Genomic DNA, 13,784 nt, shown 5'->3' on the forward strand with positions numbered 1-13,784 from the left:
TCAGTATACCGGGGTGTGAAAATAGAAAAAACCCCAAATGGGGTCACTTTTATAAAGTGTCTACCATTTGGGGTTCAGTTCACGCAGAGCTTCTGCGGGATTTTTTCTATGGCATTTACAAGGGTATTCTTGTACAATAATTTTAATGAGTGAATAGTCATTCAATTCAGGAAAATGAAAACGCTCACATATAAAATTTGAAGATGGGGTGCAAATTATGAGAGAAGTTGTAATCGTAGAAGGCGTGCGTTCGGCGGTCGGCCGGCGCAAAGGAATGTTCGCCGGGACGCGTCCGGACGAACTGGCGGCATTGGTATTGGAGGAATTGATCGCGCGTGCAGGCGTTGAGAAGGGTGCTGTGGAAGACGTCATTCTCGGCTGCGTTTCGCAGTCCGGCGAACAAGGCGGGAATATCGCCCGGACGGCAGCGCTCATTGCCGGCTTCCCAGATTACGTGCCGGGCGTCACGATTGACCGCCAATGCGGCTCGAGCCAACAGGCGATCCATTTCGGCGCGCAGGCCATCATGGCAGGCGATATGGATATCGTCATCGCAGGCGGGGTTGAAAGCATGACGCGGGTTCCGATGTTTTCGAACATGCAAGGGGCGGAGCCGAGCAAAAAGCTGACAGAGCAGTACGAAATCATCAACCAGGGCTTGTCTGCAGAACGCATTGCGCAAAAATGGAGCTTCTCGCGCGAACAGCTGGATGCTTTCGCCGTCGAAAGCCACGCGCGGGCGCAGCGGGCAATCGACAGCGGGAACTATGAAAAAGAAATCGTGCCGGTTGAAGTGGAAGACGGTGAAGGCGGAAAACGGACAGTGGCTACCGATGAAGGCCCGCGTCCGGGGACGACGATGGAAGTGCTGGCGGGGCTGAAGACGGCATTCCAGGAAGACGGCGTCATTACGGCAGGCAATGCCAGCCAGATGAGTGACGGCGCTTCCGCGGTATTGCTGATGTCGCGCGAGAAAGCGGATGAGCTGGGCTTAACGCCGAAAGCGCGCATCGTGGCGCGCACGGTCGTCGGTTCGGATCCGACACTGATGCTAACCGGGCCGATTGCAGCGACGAAGAAAGTGCTGGAGAAGGCAGGGCTTGGAATCGAAGACATGGACCGCTACGAAGTCAATGAAGCGTTCGCGCCGGTGCCGCTTGCCTGGCTCGCGGATATCGGGGGCGACCCGGAGAAGCTGAATGTCAACGGCGGAGCGATTGCGCTGGGCCATCCGCTCGGGGCGACGGGCGCGAAATTGATGGTGTCGCTGCTGCATGAACTGGAACGGAGCGGCGGGCGCTACGGGCTGCTTGCCATCTGCGAAGGCATGGGAATGGCGAATGCCACCATCATCGAGCGGCTTTAATGGAAGGGGAGAAATGCAATGGAATTTCGTGATATGAAAGCAATCGTAACCGGTGGAGCATCGGGCCTGGGGGAAGCGACGGTCCGGCGTATTGCGGCAAACGGCGGCAGGGCGGCAATTTTTGACGTAAACGGCGAACGAGCCGAGCGGCTGGTGAAAGAACTGGGCGGAGAATCGGTCATCTACTTGAAAACCGATGTAACAGACGCCGGACAAGTGGAAGCGAACGTCGCAGAAGTGATCGGGCGGTTCGGCCTCATCAATGCGGCGATCAATTGCGCGGGCATCGGGACGCCGGGGAAAGTCGTATCCAAAGGCGAGCCGGCGGCGCTCAACCAGTTTGAAAAAGTGATCCAAATCAATTTGATCGGGACGTTCAACGTCATCCGCGTTGCGGCTGCGGCGATGCAGAAAAATGAGCCGAATGCAGCCGGTGAAAGAGGGTTGATCATCTCGACTGCATCAGTTGCTGCATACGAAGGGCAGATCGGGCAGGCAGCGTACAGCGCTTCGAAAGGCGGGATTGTTTCGATGATGCTGCCGATAGCGCGGGAATTGGCGCGCGACGGCATCCGGGTCATGGCGATTGCGCCGGGGCTCATGCAGACGCCGATGTTTGACGGGCTGCCGGAAGCGGCGGTCCAATCGCTGTCGGCTTCCGTCCCGTTCCCGGCGCGCCTCGGCCGGCCGGATGAATACGCGCAATTGGTGCAAAGCATTGCTGAAAATACGATGTTGAACGGCGAAGTGATCCGCTTGGACGGCGCGATCCGCATGCAGCCGAAATAAGGGGGAGAACTGAATGGGCAAGTACCGTTTTGAAGAAGAAGAACACGTGATGTTCCGGAAATCGCTCCGCAAATTCCTGGAAAAAGAAGCGGTGCCGCAGTACGAAGGATGGGAGCGCGACCATTTGATCCCGAAATCGTTCTGGAAGCGCTTGGGCGAAATGGGTTTCCTTTGTCCCCAAGTGGAAGAGCAGTACGGCGGGCTGGGTCTTGATTTCCGCTATGCTGTCATCATCAGCGAAGAAATGGAACGGGTCGGGGCCAGTTTGACCGGCGTCGGACTCCACAATGACATCACAGTTCCGTACATCGAAGCCTACGGCAATGAAGAACAGAAGCAGCGCTGGCTGCCGGGCTGTGTGACGGGGGATTTTATCACCGCAATCGCCATGACGGAGCCGGGAGCGGGGTCCGACCTTGCGAACATATCGACGACAGCAGTCCGTGACGGGGACAATTACATCGTCAACGGCCAGAAGACCTTTATCACCAACGGCATCAATTCGACGCATGTGGTCGTCGTGGTGAAAACGGATCCGAAAGCGGAACCGAAGCACCGCGGCATTTCACTCCTGATGATTGAAGAAGGGATGCCGGGCTTCTCGAAAGGCCGGAAACTCGATAAAGTCGGCCTGCATGCACAGGATACGTCCGAGCTGTATTTTGAGGACTGTGTCGTACCGGCCGCCAACCTGATCGGCGAAGAAAACAAGGGCTTTACATATCTGATGGAAAAACTGCAGCAGGAGCGCCTGGTGGTGGCGATCGCTGCACAGACCGCTTCGGAAGACATGCTCGAGATGACGCTCGATTACGTAAAATCGCGGAAAGCGTTCGGCAAGCCGATCGGCTCGTTCCAGAATTCACAGTTTAAACTGGTCGAGATGGTAACGGAAATCGAGCTGGGCCATTCGTTCCTCGAATCGCTCATCGAAGACCATATGGCCGGCAAAGATGTCGTGTCAAAAGTTTCGATGGCGAAATATTGGCTGACGGATACCGCGAAAAAGATTTCCAGTGAATGCATGCAGCTTCACGGCGGCTACGGCTATATGGAGGAATACAAGATTGCGCGGCGCTACCGTGATATTCCGGTCGCAGCCATCTATGCCGGATCCAATGAAATCATGAAAACCATCATCGCCAAGCGGATGGGTTTGTAATATGAAGGATGCGCTGAAAGGGGTCCGGGTGCTGGACGTTACGTATTACGTGCCTGGCCCCTATGCGGGCATGCGGTTGGCGGAGTTGGGCGCGGATGTCATCAAAATCGAGCCGCCGGGCGGCGATCCGGCCCGCTCGATGGGCGGCGGATTGGTGCACAAAGCCAATAACCAAGGGAAGAAGATCATCAACATCGACCTGAAAACAGAAGTGGGCCATGCGGAAATGATCGAACAGGTCAAAGGGGCGGATGTGCTGTTGGAAACGTTCCGGCCCGGCGTCATGAGGAAACTGGGACTCGATTATGCCAGCCTGAAAAAGGTCAAACCGGACCTCGTGTATTGTTCGCTGTCGGGCTACGGGCAGGAAGGGCCGCTTGCCATGCTCGGAAGCCACGACTTGAACTATTTGGCGCTTTCCGGGGCGTTGGACCAGATGGCGGACAGCAACGGCCGCCCGGTCCATCCGGCCAATACGTTTGCGGATTACACGGGCGGCTTGCTGGCGGCTGAACAGATCATTGCTGCGCTTTTGAAGAAGTTCCGCACCGGTGAAGGGGAGCATCTCGATATCGCTTTGGCGGAAGCGATGGCTGAGTTCCAAGGGAACCACGATATTTACCACGAAGCAGGTGTGTCGGACAGCGGCATCCCGGAAATCGGGGGCACCCGCATCAGCTATGCCATTTATGAAACGAAAGACGGCCGTTACGTCACGCTCGGTGCGCTCGAAGAGAAGTTCTGGCATAATTTCTGCCTCCTGGCCGGAAAGCCGCACTGGCAAAGCTGGAGCGCCAAAAGGCAGGGCAGCCCGGAACATCGGGAAGTGGCAGTTTTCATGAAAGGAAAGACCTGGCGCGAATGGTATGAGCTGTCGCTCAGTGCCGACTGCTGCCTGGCGCCCGTCCTGAAAGCGCATGAACGGTTCGGGCATCCGCAGTTTATCGCTCGGGGCAAGAAGGCCGCGTGCCGCTAAATCCGGATGCTGCGCCAAAAAATCGAGGGAAAAAGGGAGTTGGACATTTTATGATGAATGCACCGCTGTTATTATCGTCTTTTGTGAAAAGAGCTGAACGGTACTTCCCTGAAAAACTGATTATTTCCCGTACGGGCGAAAATACGGTCCACCGCATCCCGTACAAAGATTTTGCCAAGCGCACCCGCCAGCTGGCGGCGGCGCTCGAAAAGCTCGGGATGGACAGAGGTGTAAAAGTCGGCAGCTTCGCCTGGAATCATCACCGCCATTTGGAGCTGTATTTCGGAGTTCCGGGAGCAGGGGCGATCTTGCACATGATCAACATTCGGCTGTCGCCGGAACACATCATTTATGTCATCAATCATGCGGAAGATGAAATTCTGCTGGTGGACCATGACCTGTTCCCGCTGATTGAAAAAATTGCGCCGCAGCTGAAAACGGTCAAGCATTTTATCGTCATGAAAGACGGCACGGACTTGCCGCAGACCTCGCTCCAAAATGTCCATTCCTATGAAGAGCTGATGGCGGCAGAAGACGGCAGCTATGAATTTCCGGAAGACCTGGACGAAAACACGCCGGCCGGCATGTGCTACACGTCCGCGACAACCGGCAATCCGAAAGGCGTCGTCTATACGCACCGGGGGCTTGTATTGCATAGTTATGCGCTCGGCATGGCGGACTCCATGGCGCTGTCGGAGCGGGACATTGCGCTGTCGATCGTCCCGATGTTCCATGCGAATGCATGGGGGCTGCCATTTGCGGCGGTTTTATTCGGCACGACGCAAGTCTTGCCGGGGCCGGGCTTTGCGCCGGGCATGCTGCTCGATTTGATCGAGCAGGAAGGGGTTACGCTGACCGCCGGCGTGCCGACGATCTGGCTAGGGGTGCTGAAAGAGCTGGAAGCCAATCCGCGCAACATCGACACGCTGCGCATGATCATCTGCGGCGGTTCGGCGTCTCCAAAAGGCTTGATCCGTGCATTTGAAGAGAAGTACAAAGTGCCGTTCGTCACCGGCTACGGCATGACGGAAACGTCGCCGCTTGTCAGCCTGGCGGTCACGACTTCCGCGATGGCGGACCTGTCGATGGATGAGCGCATCGACCGGCGTGCAATGGCCGGCCTGCCGATGCCAGGCCTTGAAGTGCGCATTGTCAATGGAAACGGCGAAGCGCCTTGGGACGGCAAGACGATGGGCGAGCTGAACGTCAAAGGGCCGTGGATTGCCGATGAATATTACAAGGACGAACGGACGGACGAAGCGTTCCGCGACGGCTGGCTCTATACCGGGGATATCGCCGTCATCGAGCCGGACGGCTTTATCAAGCTGACCGACCGGACGAAGGACCTGATCAAGAGCGGCGGCGAATGGATCTCGTCGGTCGATCTGGAAAATGCGCTGATGACGCATGAAGCGGTGTTTGAAGCCGCGGTCATCGCCATTCCGCATGAAAAATGGCTGGAGCGCCCGCTTGCTTGTGTTGTCCTGAAAGAAGGGTACGAGGAGGGGGAAGCGATGAAGGAAAAATTGCTCGCTTACCTGGAAAGCCAGTTTGCAAAATGGTGGGTGCCGGACGACATCGTCTTCTTGAAAGAAGTACCGAAAACATCGGTCGGGAAATTCCTGAAAGCCGCGCTGCGCAGGGAGCTCGGCGAATATTACGACGGCCGGGATGCCGAAGTTCAAAGATAAGACTTGACAGAATAAACAAAACCTTTTAATATGAGGGACAACTTGTTGAACGAGCAGCAAGTCTATTTGAGAGAAGAGCCCAGAAGAGACCAGAATAGAAGAGCGTATAAATCGAGGATTGAGACGAGTAGGCAAGGAAATCCATCTTAGAGAGTCAGCGGCTGGTGAAAGCTGATTGGATTCCTTGTGCGAATGGACTTAGGAGAGCTGTCCTGAAAGCGGAAGCGAGTAAGGGAGACGTAGGCCCTGCGTTAAAGGGAAAGGCGAAGAGCCTGTTTTAAGTGAGTGCAAAATTGCATTAATGCGTGGTGGTACCGCGGTTTAACCCCGTCCCCGCAACCGGATATCCGTCCGGTTGCGGGGGTTTTTGCATTTTAATACGAGTTGAGGAGAGCTGAGAATGAGCAGAGTAGAGCATTTGACAGAACAGCAGATGATGGAGCGGTCATTGGATTTATTGGAGGGCCGCATGGAAGAAGGCCAGGTGGAGCGTTTTCTGGTGGACCTTCACCAGAAAGGTGAAACAGCAGATGAACTGGTCGGCCTGGTCAAGGCAATGCGCCAAAAAGCAGTAGTGCTTCCTGAAGTGAGCGGAGAATTGGTGGATGTCTGCGGAACCGGCGGCGACCGGTCGAACAGTTTCAATATCAGCACAATGTCCGCTTTTGTGCTGGCGGGATGCGGCATGGCAGTGGCCAAGCACGGCAACCGCAGTGTATCCAGCAAAACAGGCAGTTCCGATGTGCTCGAGGCACTCGGCATTTCAGCGGATACAGACATTTCAAAAATCCCTGAACTGCTGGAAGGGACCGGCATCGCGTTTTTATTCGCCCCGGCCATCCATCCGGCTCTCGGGAAATTGCGGGAAGTGCGCAAGCGCATCGGCACGCCGACCATTTTCAACCTGGCGGGGCCGCTGGCCAATCCGCTGCCGGTAACGGTCCAGATGACGGGCGTTTACCGCAGCGATGTCATGGAGACGATGGCGGATGCGTTGATGCGATTGGGCAGAAAACGCGGCGCGATTATCCACGGCGCTGGCGGGCTGGATGAATTATCGCTGATCGGCACAAGCGAACTCGTCGTGTTTGATGAAAACGGCAAGCGCCGGATGGCTTTCCATCCGAGTGAAGCCGGCCTGGAAGCGGCGCCGATCGAAGCCATACAGGGAGGCGATCCGAAGCGCAACGCTGAGATTTTCATGGAAGTGCTCAGCGGCAAGGAAAGCCCGTATTTGGATACGGTGGCCCTGAATGCAGGTGCCTGTCTGTTCATCAGCGGGCGCGCGTCAAGCATTGCAGAAGGCGTACACCAAGCGCGGAAGTCGATTCTCGAAGGTGAAACGGCGCGCGTCTTTGAATTGCACCGGCTGGCTTCGGGGGTGCTGGTATGACGATCCTCGACCAAATCATCGAAACCAAACGGCAGGAAATCAAGACCTATACAGAAATCGGGGCGGGGGAGACCCGCTATCCGGCGAAAAACCGGCTGGCTGACTCCCTCCGCAATGCTCGCGGGGTCATTTCGGAAATTAAACGGGCATCCCCTTCAAAAGGCGACATTTCGATGGAAGTGGATGTTCTCGCGCAGGCAAAAAAATACGAAGCAGCCGGAGCCGCGGCAATTTCGGTGCTGACTGATGAAACGTATTTCAAAGGATCCATCGAAGATTTACGGAAAGTGGCAGGAGCGGTGTCGATTCCGGTGCTCTGCAAAGACTTCATCATCAGCGAAGTCCAGATTGACCGTGCAAAAGAGGCCGGCGCGACCATTATCCTCCTCATTGTGGCGGCGCTCGGGCAAAAAGAGCTGCGCGAGCTGTTCGGCTATGCCAGCATGCTCGGCCTGGAAGTATTGGTGGAAGTGCACGATGCGGAGGAGCTGGCGGAAGCGCTGGACCTCGGAGCAGAACTGATCGGCATCAACAACCGCGATTTGAAGACGTTCCAGGTGTCGCTTGAGCGGACCGCTGAGCTTGCGGCAAAGTTTCCGTTCGGCAGCGACCGCTTGCTGATCAGCGAAAGCGGGCTGCATACGGAAGAGGATGCGGCATTTGTCTTCGGCCACGGAGCGTCCGGCATCCTGGTCGGCGAAGCGCTGATGCGTGCCGGGGACCCGGGAGCTTGGATCAAGAAAGCGGTAGCGAAGGGGGCGGCGAGATGACAAAAGTGAAGATATGCGGGCTGATGGAGCCGCAGCATGTAAAGGCAGCAGCGGGCGCGGATGCCATCGGCTTCGTCTTTGCCCCGAGCAAGCGGCGCGTCTCCATCGAACAGGCGGCCGGACTTGCGAAACATGCACCGGCGGACGTGGAAAGGATCGGCGTTTTTGTCAACGCCTCTCTTGAAGATATCGAACGGGCGGTCCGGGAAGTGCCGCTGACGATGGTGCAATTGCACGGCGACGAACCGGACGAATTGGTCCGCTCTATATCCGTCCCGGTCATCCAGGCGTTTTCGATCCGGAACACAGAAGATGCTGCCCGGCTTAAGGGGTCGGGTGCCGACTTTGTCCTGGTGGATGCGCCGGGTACGGATTACCGCGGCGGCAGCGGACATGTTTTCGACTGGTCTCTGCTGGAAGGCGCGGATATTGAAACCTCCCGCCTGATTGTTGCGGGCGGATTGAATCCGGGGAATGTGAATGCGGCAATCCGCCAGACAGCGCCTTATATGGTGGACGTTTCAAGCGGCGTCGAAACAGATGGAAGAAAAGACACGATGAAAATAACGGAATTTATTCGGAAAGCGAAGGGTGATTCGATGCAGCAGGCAGTTGAGAAAACCGGATTTTTCGGGAAATACGGCGGGCAGTTCGTGCCGGAAACGCTGATGAAGGCGGTCAAGGAGTTGGAGGACGCATACGCGGAAGCGAAAGCGGACCCCGCTTTCCAAGAGGAATACCATACGTATTTAAAGGAATATGTCGGGCGGGAGCAGCCTTTGACGTTCGCGAAACGGCTGACCGAGGCGTGGGGCGGCCCGAAAGTCTATTTGAAGCGTGAGGACTTGAACCATACAGGCGCCCACAAGATCAACAATGCGCTCGGCCAGGCGCTCTTGGCCATGCGCATGGGCAAACGGAAAATCGTTGCTGAAACCGGGGCAGGACAGCACGGCGTCGCAACGGCGACCGTCTGCGCGCTGTTCGACCTGGAATGTGTCATCTTCATGGGGGAAGAGGACATCAAGCGCCAGCAACTGAATGTTTTCCGCATGAAACTGCTCGGCGCCCGTGTCGAAAGCGTCACCAAAGGCAGTGCGACGCTGAAGGATGCGGTCAACGAAGCGCTCCGCTACTGGGTCACCAATGTTGAAGACACGCATTACTTGATCGGCTCCGCGTTAGGGCCGCACCCCTTCCCGACAATGGTCCGTGATTTCCAGAGCGTCATCGGGGAAGAGACGCGCCGCCAGATCGTTGAGCATGAAGGGCGCTTGCCGGATGCGATACTCGCTTGCGTCGGCGGCGGCAGCAACGCAATCGGTATGTTCTATCCGTTTCTGAAAGACGAAGCGGTCCGCTTGATCGGCGTTGAGGCGTCGGGAGAAGGCTTGGATACAGACAAGCATGCGGCCACGATGTCCAAAGGGACTGAAGGCGTCCTCCACGGCGCGTTCATGAAACTCCTGCAGTCGGAATCCGGCCAGGTGCTGGAAGCACATTCTGTTTCTGCCGGCCTCGACTATCCGGGCATCGGACCGGAGCACGCTTACTTGGCGGATATCGGACGTGTAGAATATGTAGCCATCACCGATGCGGAGGCGCTCGAAGCGGTCGTCACGTTCTCGCGCCTTGAAGGAATCATTCCGGCGCTTGAATCCGCGCATGCGATTTCGCAGGCAGAAAAAACCGCAAAAGAGATGTCAGCGGACGAAATACTCGTCATCTGTGTATCGGGGCGCGGAGACAAAGACATGGCGACTTACGCAGAAAGACTGGAGGGCTTGGCATGAAACAACTCGCAGCACTGAAAGAAGCGGGCGACAAGGCATTTGTCGCCTATATCATGGCAGGGGACGGCGGCTTGGACCGGCTGAAGAGCCAAGTGCAATACCTGCAGGAAGCGGGCGTGACGGCAATTGAAATCGGCATCCCATTTTCGGACCCCGTTGCGGATGGCCCGACAATTGAAGCTGCAGGCAACCGTGCGCTGAAAGAAGGCGTCACACTCGAAAAAGTGCTGGCCGAGCTGAAGAGCTGGGAGTTTGAAGTCACGGTGCCGCTGCTCGTGATGACCTACCTGAACCCGGTCATCAAGTTCGGCATCGAACGTTTTGTGGGCGCATGCAAAGAGGCAGGGGTGGCGGGCATCATCATACCGGATTTGCCGTACGAGCACCGGCAGCTGGCCAAAGGCCATCTGGAAAAAGCGGGGATCGCCCTCGTCCAGCTGGTGACGCTGACCACGACCGAACAGCGGCTCGAGGCCATCCTCCAGGAAGCGGAAGGGTTCGTATACGCGGTCACTGTAACGGGCATCACCGGAGCGCGGGATGAAATGTCGGAAAGCGTGCGCGATTTCATGCGCCGCGTCCGGGCGAAAAGCCCGGTGCCGGTCTATGCCGGATTCGGGATTTCGCGGACGGAGCATGTGGACATGCTGCGCGGGGATGTCGACGGATTTATTGTCGGGAGCGCGATTGTCCAGGCTTTCCATGAAGGCCGGATTGACCATATCAAACCCTTGATAGAAGCGGTGACGGCCCCGAATCCGGTATAATAGCGGATAGGAGGGATCTGTCTATGTTTACACCAATCGCTGCATCATTTTTTGATGCGCCGACGCTTGAACTGTCGCGCAGCCTGCTCGGCCAGATTCTGGTCCATGAACTGCCTGGAGGTATCGTCGCCGGCCGCATCGTTGAAACCGAAGCATACATGGGAGCCGGGGACAGGGCTGCCCACAGTTTCGGCAATCGCCGCACCAAACGCACCGAAATCATGTTCGGCAAAGCCGGCAGCGTCTATACGTATCAAATGCATACCCATACATTGATCAATGTCGTCAGCGGCCCGGTCGACACGCCGCGGGCGATTTTGATCCGCGCGGTGGAACCGGTCGAAGGCATCGATCTGATGGCCGAACTCCGCGGCAAACACCTGCCCATCAAGCAGTGGACAAGCGGCCCTGGCAAGCTCACGAAAGCGATGGGCATCACGATGGAATATTACGGGCACCATTTCACGGAACGCCCGCTCTACATCGCTGAAGGCGATCCGGTCCACGCGGTCGCAGTCGGGCCGCGCGTCGGCATCGGCAACTCGGGGGAAGCGGTCGATTACCCATACCGCTTCTGGGAGCAGGACAACCCGTTCGTTTCGAAGTTCCGGTAATTCCGGGGTTTAAGAACAGTCTCTCGTGGAATAATAAGAGAGACTAATTAAACAGAGGAGTGAAAGATTGTGGCGAAAATTGCAACGTTGATTACAGATATGTTTGAAGATGTTGAATATACAGAGCCGACGAAAGCGTTTAATGAAGCCGGCCACGAAGTCTTTACGATTGAAAAGGAAGCGGGCAAAGAAGTGACCGGCAAGCAAGGGGAAGCGACTGTCTCCATCGACAAAGGGATCGACGACGTGAAACCGGAAGATTACGACGCCTTGTTCCTGCCGGGCGGCTTTTCTCCCGACCAGCTGCGCGCAGATGACCGTTTTGTCCAGTTTACGAAAGCATTCATGGATGCGAAAAAACCGGTCTTTGCCATTTGCCACGGGCCGCAGCTTCTGATTTCGGCGAAGTCGCTTGAAGGCCGCGATGCGACCGGCTACAAATCGATCCAGGTCGATATGGAATACGCCGGCGCGAAAGTGGTCGACAAAGAAGTGGTGGTCTGCCAGGAACAGCTGGTGACCAGCCGCCAGCCGGATGATATTCCGGCATTCAATCGTGAAGCGCTGAAAGTGCTCGAAAAATTAGGATAATGAAACCAAACGAAAGCTCCGCTTAGGCGGGGCTTTTTGTTTTGGGAAAAAAAGGGGGGTATTCGCGAAAAGGGGGCGCGCAGGGGAATCCGGGGCTGCTGCAACTGAAGTATGAGTTGCCGCAAGCAAAAAGCGTTTCGCCTCTTGAACTTATAAGTATCTGCTTATATAATGGTGAAAGCGTTGAAAAAACGAGGTGAAGAAATGGATTATCTTCAAATGGAATCATACTTGAAAGCGATCAGCGACCATAACCGCATGCTGATCTTGAAATACTTGATGAAAGATTCGCTGTGCATTTGCGAATTCACCGAACTTCTTGACATGACGCAGCCGGCCATCAGCCAGCATATGCGCAAACTGAAGCAGGCTGAGCTGGTCACAGAGGAAAAACGCGGCCGCTGGACAATCTGGTCGTTGAACATCCGGCATGCCCAATACCCGATGCTGATTCATCTGCTGAGTTTGTTGCCGGAGCCGGAGCGGACGGTGGAAACGCTGATTGCGCAAGGGAAAAAAGTAGTTTGTGATTAAGGAGCTGTAGAGAGTGGATATTTGGTTAGCCAGTTTTATTTTTCTTGTAACATTGATATTTGTCATATGGCAGCCGCGTGGGCTGTCGATCGGCTGGTCGGCGATTGCCGGAGCGGTTGTAGCGCTGTTGTTCGGCGTCGTCGATTTCGGGGATGTCTGGGATGTGACCGGCATTGTCTGGAATGCGACATTGACGTTCGTCGCGTTGATCATCATTTCCCTGATCCTCGATGAAATCGGGTTCTTTGAATGGGCAGCCCTGCACATGGCCCGTTTTGCCAAAGGCAGCGGCGTGCGGATGTTCCTGCTTGTCATCGCGCTTGGAGCGGTTGTGGCGGCACTATTCGCCAATGATGGAGCGGCGCTAATCCTGACGCCGATAGTGCTCGCGATGGTGCGGGCCCTGAAGTTCAAGGATGCGATGATCCTGCCGTTCATCATGGCTTCCGGCTTTATCGCCGACACGGCATCTTTGCCGTTTGTAGTCAGCAACCTGGTGAACATCGTTTCCGCGGACTTTTTCGACATCAGCTTCACCCAATACGCGTTGAACATGTTCCTTCCGAATTTATTCAGCGTAGCGGCGAGCATGCTCGTGCTGTACTTGTATTTCCGCAAAGACATCCCTGCGCATTTTGACGAAGGGGCGCTGAAGACGCCGAGCGCTGCCATCAAAGACCTGAAGATGTTCCGCCTGTCCTGGGTGGTTCTCGGCATCCTGCTGATCGGCTATTTCATCGGCGATCCGCTCGGCATTCCCGTGTCGTTCATCGCCGGTGCGGTGGCCATCATCTTCCTGATGATCTCCCGCAAAAGTGAAGCGGTGGAGACCATGACCGTGCTTAAGGGCGCACCGTGGGCGATCGTCTTCTTCTCGATCGGCATGTACGTTGTCGTCTACGGCTTGCGCAATGCCGGGCTGACTTCCGTGCTGGCTTCTGCAATCGAATGGACAGCGGACCACGGCTTGTTTGCGGCGACGATCGGCATGGGCTTTATCGCAGCGATCCTATCGTCGATCATGAACAATATGCCGACCGTCATGATTGATGCGCTGGCGATTGCGGAAACCAATACGACCGGCGTTGTCCGCGACGCGTTGATCTATGCCAACGTCATCGGCTCCGATCTGGGGCCGAAAATCACGCCGATCGGATCGCTTGCGACGCTGCTTTGGCTTCATGTGCTGAAGGCGAAAGGCGTCGAAATCAGCTGGGGGTATTACTTCAAAGTGGGCATCATTTTGACGATTCCGATTCTGTTTATCACTTTGACCGGCTTGTATGTATCATTGATGATTTTAAATTAAAGAAAAAAGAGGGTCGCGGCTGCGATCCT

13 protein-coding genes and 1 other annotated feature are annotated in these 13,784 nt (G+C 56.0%); all 13 genes read left to right on the forward strand.

Features of this window, described 5'->3' with window-relative positions:
- Positions 1-217: 217 nt before the first annotated feature.
- The 13 genes from ACFSDB_RS12110 to ACFSDB_RS12170 all read left to right on the forward strand — a co-directional run bounded on the left by ACFSDB_RS12110 (position 218) and on the right by ACFSDB_RS12170 (position 13,755).
- Complete coding sequence (locus ACFSDB_RS12110; protein WP_204893478.1) at positions 218-1,366, forward strand: thiolase family protein; 1,149 nt, start codon at positions 218-220, stop codon at positions 1,364-1,366.
- An 18-nt stretch (positions 1,367-1,384) separates the two neighbouring features.
- A complete protein-coding gene (locus ACFSDB_RS12115) occupies positions 1,385-2,155 on the forward strand; it encodes an SDR family NAD(P)-dependent oxidoreductase (protein WP_204893477.1) in 771 nt (256 codons plus the stop codon).
- 13 nt (positions 2,156-2,168) lie between these two features.
- Complete coding sequence (locus tag ACFSDB_RS12120) at positions 2,169-3,317, forward strand: acyl-CoA dehydrogenase family protein (protein WP_204893476.1); 1,149 nt, start codon at positions 2,169-2,171, stop codon at positions 3,315-3,317.
- Between the two features lies 1 nt (position 3,318).
- Positions 3,319-4,293: a CaiB/BaiF CoA transferase family protein gene (locus tag ACFSDB_RS12125; protein ID WP_204893475.1), complete on the forward strand. Its 975-nt coding sequence runs from the start codon at positions 3,319-3,321 to the stop codon at positions 4,291-4,293.
- Positions 4,294-4,343: 50 nt separating this feature from the next.
- Positions 4,344-5,984 carry a long-chain fatty acid--CoA ligase gene (locus tag ACFSDB_RS12130; protein WP_204893474.1) on the forward strand — a complete coding sequence of 547 codons (1,641 nt, stop codon included), beginning with the start codon at positions 4,344-4,346 and terminating at the stop codon, positions 5,982-5,984.
- A 105-nt stretch (positions 5,985-6,089) separates the two neighbouring features.
- Positions 6,090-6,322: a binding site (T-box leader), on the forward strand.
- Between the two features lie 62 nt (positions 6,323-6,384).
- The gene (gene trpD / locus ACFSDB_RS12135; protein ID WP_204893473.1) at positions 6,385-7,377 is read left to right on the forward strand and encodes an anthranilate phosphoribosyltransferase; all 993 of its coding nucleotides are present in this window, start codon (positions 6,385-6,387) and stop codon (positions 7,375-7,377) included.
- Positions 7,374-8,147, forward strand: a complete 774-nt coding sequence (gene trpC, locus ACFSDB_RS12140; RefSeq protein WP_204893472.1) for an indole-3-glycerol phosphate synthase TrpC — start codon at positions 7,374-7,376, stop codon at positions 8,145-8,147. The genes trpD and trpC overlap by 4 nt, the downstream gene beginning before the upstream one ends.
- The gene (gene trpB, locus ACFSDB_RS12145) at positions 8,144-9,940 is read left to right on the forward strand and encodes a tryptophan synthase subunit beta (protein ID WP_204893471.1); all 1,797 of its coding nucleotides are present in this window, start codon (positions 8,144-8,146) and stop codon (positions 9,938-9,940) included. The genes trpC and trpB overlap by 4 nt, the downstream gene beginning before the upstream one ends.
- The gene (gene trpA, locus ACFSDB_RS12150) at positions 9,937-10,707 is read left to right on the forward strand and encodes a tryptophan synthase subunit alpha (RefSeq protein WP_204893470.1); all 771 of its coding nucleotides are present in this window, start codon (positions 9,937-9,939) and stop codon (positions 10,705-10,707) included. Before trpB ends, trpA begins: the two co-directional genes overlap by 4 nt.
- Positions 10,708-10,730: 23 nt before the next feature.
- Positions 10,731-11,321 (forward strand): DNA-3-methyladenine glycosylase, encoded by a 591-nt coding sequence (locus ACFSDB_RS12155; RefSeq protein WP_204893469.1) that lies wholly within the window; start codon positions 10,731-10,733, stop codon positions 11,319-11,321.
- 69 nt (positions 11,322-11,390) lie between these two features.
- On the forward strand, positions 11,391-11,912 hold the full coding sequence (locus ACFSDB_RS12160) for a type 1 glutamine amidotransferase domain-containing protein (RefSeq protein ID WP_377340194.1): 522 nt from the start codon (positions 11,391-11,393) through the stop codon (positions 11,910-11,912).
- A 204-nt stretch (positions 11,913-12,116) separates the two neighbouring features.
- Entirely contained in the window at positions 12,117-12,446 is a 330-nt protein-coding gene (locus tag ACFSDB_RS12165; protein ID WP_204893468.1) for an ArsR/SmtB family transcription factor, read from the forward strand.
- Positions 12,447-12,459: 13 nt separating this feature from the next.
- On the forward strand, positions 12,460-13,755 hold the full coding sequence (locus ACFSDB_RS12170; RefSeq protein WP_377340197.1) for an arsenic transporter: 1,296 nt from the start codon (positions 12,460-12,462) through the stop codon (positions 13,753-13,755).
- The last annotated feature ends 29 nt before the right edge of the window (positions 13,756-13,784 follow it).

Origin of the sequence: Planococcus chinensis, assembly GCF_042681545.1 — a bacterium.
Taxonomy (GTDB): domain Bacteria; phylum Bacillota; class Bacilli; order Bacillales_A; family Planococcaceae; genus Planococcus; species Planococcus chinensis.

Bases quoted from the DNA above. Each gene is read 5' to 3' on its own strand.
- ACFSDB_RS12110 (WP_204893478.1), top strand. From the start codon at position 218: ATGAGAGAAGTTGTAATCGTAGAAGGCGTGCGTTCGGCGGTCGGCCGG.
- ACFSDB_RS12120 (WP_204893476.1), top strand. From the start codon at position 2,169: ATGGGCAAGTACCGTTTTGAAGAAGAAGAACACGTGATGTTCCGGAAA.
- trpB (WP_204893471.1), top strand. From the start codon at position 8,144: ATGACAAAAGTGAAGATATGCGGGCTGATGGAGCCGCAGCATGTAAAG.
- ACFSDB_RS12125 (WP_204893475.1), top strand. From the start codon at position 3,319: ATGAAGGATGCGCTGAAAGGGGTCCGGGTGCTGGACGTTACGTATTAC.
- ACFSDB_RS12130 (WP_204893474.1), top strand. From the start codon at position 4,344: ATGATGAATGCACCGCTGTTATTATCGTCTTTTGTGAAAAGAGCTGAA.
- ACFSDB_RS12155 (WP_204893469.1), top strand. From the start codon at position 10,731: ATGTTTACACCAATCGCTGCATCATTTTTTGATGCGCCGACGCTTGAA.
- trpC (WP_204893472.1), top strand. From the start codon at position 7,374: ATGACGATCCTCGACCAAATCATCGAAACCAAACGGCAGGAAATCAAG.
- ACFSDB_RS12165 (WP_204893468.1), top strand. From the start codon at position 12,117: ATGGATTATCTTCAAATGGAATCATACTTGAAAGCGATCAGCGACCAT.
- trpA (WP_204893470.1), top strand. From the start codon at position 9,937: ATGAAACAACTCGCAGCACTGAAAGAAGCGGGCGACAAGGCATTTGTC.
- trpD (WP_204893473.1), top strand. From the start codon at position 6,385: ATGAGCAGAGTAGAGCATTTGACAGAACAGCAGATGATGGAGCGGTCA.
- ACFSDB_RS12115 (WP_204893477.1), top strand. From the start codon at position 1,385: ATGGAATTTCGTGATATGAAAGCAATCGTAACCGGTGGAGCATCGGGC.